4 protein-coding genes are annotated in these 5163 nt (G+C 63.6%); 2 read left to right on the forward strand and 2 right to left on the reverse strand.

What is annotated here, in order from left to right; translation table 11 throughout:
- Together secA and JOZ76_RS35035 are read left to right on the forward strand one after the other, a co-directional pair.
- A partial coding sequence (secA, locus tag JOZ76_RS35030; protein WP_291705948.1) for a preprotein translocase subunit SecA occupies positions 1 to 2202 on the forward strand: 2202 nt, incomplete at its 5' end.
- Between the two features lie 201 nt (positions 2203 to 2403).
- On the forward strand, positions 2404 to 3327 hold the full coding sequence (locus JOZ76_RS35035; protein ID WP_291705949.1) for a glycerophosphodiester phosphodiesterase: 924 nt from the start codon (positions 2404 to 2406) through the stop codon (positions 3325 to 3327).
- Positions 3328 to 3433: 106 nt separating this feature from the next.
- Here JOZ76_RS35035 and JOZ76_RS35040 read toward each other — a convergent pair whose 3' ends face one another.
- Entirely contained in the window at positions 3434 to 3811 is a 378-nt protein-coding gene (locus JOZ76_RS35040) for a hypothetical protein (protein WP_291705950.1), read from the reverse strand.
- 290 nt (positions 3812 to 4101) lie between these two features.
- A partial coding sequence (locus tag JOZ76_RS35045) for an SMP-30/gluconolactonase/LRE family protein (protein WP_291705951.1) occupies positions 4102 to 5163 on the reverse strand: 1062 nt, incomplete at its 5' end.

A 5163-nucleotide genomic window follows, 5' to 3' on the forward strand; every position in this document is an offset into this window, starting at 1 on the left:
ACGCCACTGATCATCTCCGGGCCGCTCGACGACCGTTCGGATTTCTACAACACCATCGACACCTTTTTCCCGAAGCTTGCAAAGACCGACTACGAGGTCGATGAGAAGCAGCGCACCGTGACCCTGACCGAAGCCGGCATGGAGAAACTCGAGACGCTGCTGCGCGACGCCGGCCAGCTCAAGGGCGAGTCGCTATACGACGTCGAGAACGTCTCCGTCGTGCACCATGTCAATCAGATGCTGCGGGCCCATACGCTGTTCACCCGCGACAAGGACTACATCGTCAGGGACGGCGAGGTCGTGATCATCGACGAGTTCACCGGGCGCATGATGCCGGGCCGCCGCTATTCGGAAGGCCTGCACCAGGCCCTCGAAGCCAAAGAGCACCAGCCGGTACAGCCGGAGAACCAGACCCTCGCCTCGATCACCTTCCAGAACTACTTCCGCATGTATGAGAAGCTGGCGGGCATGACCGGCACGGCGGCAACCGAGGCCGACGAGCTGTTCGACATCTACAAGCTGGAAGTCGTGGAGATCCCGACCAACCTTCCGGTCGCCCGTCTCGACGAGGACGACGAGGTCTACCGGACGCAGAAAGAGAAATATGTCGCGATCCTCGCCGAGATCGAGCGCGCGAACGCCCGGCTGCAGCCGGTGCTGGTCGGCACCGCCTCGATCGAGAAGAGCGAGGTGCTCGCCGCGTTCCTGAAGCAGAACGGCTACAAGCAGATCGATTTCGGCAATCCCGGCGCGCTGGACAAGCTCTATGCCGCCGCGCGTGCCGGCAAGCCCGCAAAACTGTTCGCGGTGCTGAACGCGCGCTTCCACGAGCAGGAGGCCTATATCGTCGCCGAGGCCGGCGTGCCCGGCGCGATCACGATCGCGACCAACATGGCTGGCCGCGGCACCGACATCAAGCTCGGCGGTTCGCCGGACATGCGGATCCAGCAGGAAACCGCCGATATCACCGACGAGGCCGAGAAGGCGAAGAAGATCGAGCAGATCAAGGCCGACGTCGAGCGTTTCCGCGAGATCGTGCTGAAGGCGGAAGAGACCGTCGAGATCGAGCCGGCGAAGGGCGCCAGAGCTGCAAAAACCGTGCAGAAGCCGGGCGGGCTCTACATCATCGGCTCCGAACGCCATGAATCCCGGCGCATCGACAACCAGCTGCGCGGCCGGTCCGGCCGCCAGGGCGACCCCGGGCGCTCAAAGTTCTTCCTGTCGCTGGAAGACGATTTGATGCGCATCTTCGGTTCCGACCGGCTCGATTCCATGCTGACGCGGCTTGGCCTCAAAGAGGGCGAGGCCATCATCCATCCCTGGATCAACAAGGCGCTGGAGAAGGCGCAGCAGAAGGTCGAGGCGCGCAACTTCGACATCCGCAAGAACCTCTTGAAATTCGACAACGTCCAGAACGACCAGCGCAAGGTTATCTTCGAGCAGCGCGTCGACCTGATGAAGGACGAGAGCGTCGCCGAAACCATCACCGACATGCGTCACGCCTATGTCGAGGACATCGTCGCCAAGCACGTGCCTGAACATGCCTATGCCGAGCAGTGGGACGTCGCCGGGCTGAAGGATGAGCTGACGCGGGTGCTGGGCATCACGCTGCCGGTCGACGAATGGGCCAAGGAAGAGGGCATCGCCGACGAGCAGCTGCTGCAGCGCATCGAGACCCGCGTCGACGAGCACATGGCGGCCAAAGTCGCGCAGTGGGGCCCCGACGTCATGCGCTACGTCGAGAAGACTATACTGCTGCAGACGCTCGATCATCTCTGGCGCGAGCACCTGATCATGCTCGATCATCTGCGCCAGGTGATCGGGCTGCGCGGCTACGGCCAGCGCGATCCGCTGCAGGAATACAAGTCGGAAGCCTTCAACCTGTTCGAGACCATGATCGCTCACTTACGCGAGGCGGTGACCGCGCAATTGATGCGGGTCGAAATCGTCCCGCCCGAGGAGCAGCAGCCGCTGCCGGCGATGCAGGCCCATCACGCCGATCCGAACACCGGCGAGAACGAGCTGGCCTTCGCCCAGGCCTCGCTGGTGCCGCAAGTGAGTGCCGCAACGGGCGCCGCGGCCGTCGCCGCCACGAGCCGGGATCCGAAGAACCCGACGAGCTGGGGCAAGATCGGCCGCAACGAGGATTGCCCCTGCGGCAGCGGCAAGAAGTACAAGCACTGCCACGGCAAATACGGCTGAGCGGACTGATGCGTAGGGGTGGGCAAAGCGAAGCGTGCCGACCGGCAACGCGTGTCGGTGCGGGATGGTGGGCACGGCGCAAGTACGCCTTTGCCCACCCTGCGCAGTCATGACCTTGTGGTGTTCTTGTCGTAGAACAGCAGCATGTCTGGACGCCCCGCACTCATCCTCTCCGCCCTCTGTCTTCTCGCAGGTCAAGCCATGGCGTTCGACATCGAGGCGCATCGCGGCGGCCGTGCGCTGTTTCCGGAAAACACGCTGGTCGCCTTTGCCGGTGCGCTGTCGATGGGCGTCGATACCCTGGAGCTCGATGTCGGCGCGACGAAAGACGGCGTGCTCGTCGTCTCGCATGAGCGGCGGCTCAACCCCGATCTCGCGCGCGATGGCAATGGCAACTATGTCGCCGCGCCCGGTACGCCGCTCGTCGAGTTGCCGCTCGCGGCGGTGAAGAGCTACGATTTCGGCCAGATCCGTCCCGACAGCGCCTATGCCAAGCAGTTTCCCGAGCAGCGCGCCGTGCCGGGCACGCGCATGCCGACGCTCAAGGAGGTCATCGAGCTTGTCCGCAGGTCGGGCAATGACAAGGTGCGCCTCAACATCGAGACCAAGATCGATCCCGACCATCCCGCCGAAGCGCCCGATCCGGAAACATTCGTCGCGCTGCTGCTCGGCCTGCTCGGGGCGGAAGGATTTTCCGATCGCGTGATGGTCCAGTCGTTCGACTGGCGGACGCTGCAGCTCGTGCAGCAACGGGCGCCCAACGTCCCGACCGTGTATCTGACGCTGCAGCGCGGTTCGGCGCCCAACGTATCGCTCACACGGGCGACGAGCTGGACCGCCGGATATGATCCCACCGATCATGGCGGCTCGCTGCCGCGCACGATCAAGGCCGCCGGCGGCGCAATCTGGTCGCCCTATTTCGGCGACGTCACGCCCGCGCTCATCTCGGAAGCGCACGATCTGAAGCTGTCCGTCGTGGTCTGGACCGTCAACAAGCCCGAAGACATGGCGCGCTTGATCGACATGGGTGTCGACGGCATCATCTCCGACCGGCCTGATCTCCTGCGCAGGGTGGCCGCCGACAAGGGCCTGCCCCTGCCGGTTGCGTTTCCGGTCATTCCGTAAGCTGTGGCGTTTTCAAAACGTCAAACCTGCGAAGCGGAAACGGGCTCTGCAATCGCAGGGCCGCGCCTTGGCCCGCCCTACGCGGTCTGTATCGGATCAACCCCGACTACTCTTGCACGGGCACACCTACGTTGTCATCGCCGAAGCCTGCGCTCGGCGACGGCGCTCGCGCCAGGCTGCACCAATGACGAGGGTTGTCGTAGCCGGTCACCCCCCACTTGGCACGATGGTCCGCACCGCAGACCAGCGGCCGCACGTCGCTGAAGCGGATCTTGTTCATGGCTTGCCCCCACAGGCAGTTGCGTCCGTCATAGGACGCGCATTCTGGATTGCCATTCACAATGCGGTAGACCAGGAACCCGCCGTTCGGGGCCGGGAAGTTCTTTGATTGCCAGCGACCCGTATCGGCGATTGCAGGCACAGCGCCGGTGATAAGAACGGCCAACACTGCAGCGACTTGAAGAGTAGTCAGCGATTTGGACATGATTACCTCCGAAGACTTGAACATCGTCGACATCGTAGCCGGCGAAGCGTCTTCGGGTTGTCATTTGGCTCACAGATCAACCATTGCTTTGAGCGTCACGATGCCGTGTATCGATCGTCCACGGTCGGCTGGCAGACACCGCGCGTTTTTCCGACCTCGCCGAAACAGGAATGAGTTTGGTCCCGTGCCGTTGACTACAGGACCAGATGTCGTTTCGGAGAATCTCGAGATTCCGGGTCTGGTCCTTCCGACCAGCCCGGAATGACCCGCGCGAAAATACAAGCGTCCGCTCAGCCCGGCGCCGCCCCTTGCGTTGCGGTGTACACCGCGTAGAGCGACTGGCTCCCCGCCATGAACAGGCGGTTGCGCTTCGGGCCGCCGAAGCACACATTGCCGCACACTTCCGGCAGACGGATGCTGCCGAGCAGCTTGCCGTCCGGCGGCCACACCGTCACGCCGTTATAACCGACGTGGGGGCCGGCGTTGCTGGAGACCCAGAGATTGCCGTTGACGTCAGCGCGCACGCCGTCCGGCCCGCACTTCACGCCATCGATCATGAAGTCCGAGAACAGTTTTTGGTTCGACAGCTTGTTGTCTGCGCCGACATCGAACACGTGCATGTCGCCCTTGCCGCCCGGACCGGTGTCGCCCGGTCCCTTGCCGGTCGAGATCACGTAGAGTTTCTTGTAGTCCGGCGAGAAGCAAAGCCCGTTGGGATCCGGCACCTGCTCCTCGGTCACGACCATGTCGATCCGTCCGGAGGGATCGATCCGGTAGCAATTGGTCGGCAGTTCGCGCTTGCGCGCCACGAAGTCCGCGGGCTGTCCGATCCGCGGATTGAGCTTGCCGGCGTCCGGCTCGCCTTCGTAGAGCTGGCCGCCATAGGGCGGATCGGTGAACCAGTAGCTGCCGTCCGGATGCGGCACGACGTCGTTGGGCGAGTTGAGCTTCTTGCCATTGAAGGAATCCGCAAGCACGGTGGCGGTGCCGTCATGCTCATAGCGCGTCACGCGGCGGGTGAGATGCTCGCAGGAGAGCTGCCGGCCCTGAAAGTCGAACGTGTTGCCGTTGCTGTTGTTTGACGGGAAACGGAACACGCTGACGTGGCCATCATCCTCCGACCAGCGCATCTGCCGATTGTTGGGGATGTCGCTCCACAGCAGGTAGCGTCCCTGCGCGCTCCAGGCCGGACCTTCGGCCCAGAGCACCCCGGTATATAGTCGCTTGATGGCCGTGTTGGGCTGGGCGAGGCTGTTGAAGGACGGATCGACCGCGATGATGTCCGGGTCCCAGAAATAGGTCGTTGGCGCCCCTCGCGGACTGAAGTCGCGCGGCGGGTTGGTGATCGTAGA

The organism is Bradyrhizobium sp. (assembly GCF_019244115.1).
Classification (GTDB): Bacteria; Pseudomonadota; Alphaproteobacteria; order Rhizobiales; family Xanthobacteraceae; genus Bradyrhizobium.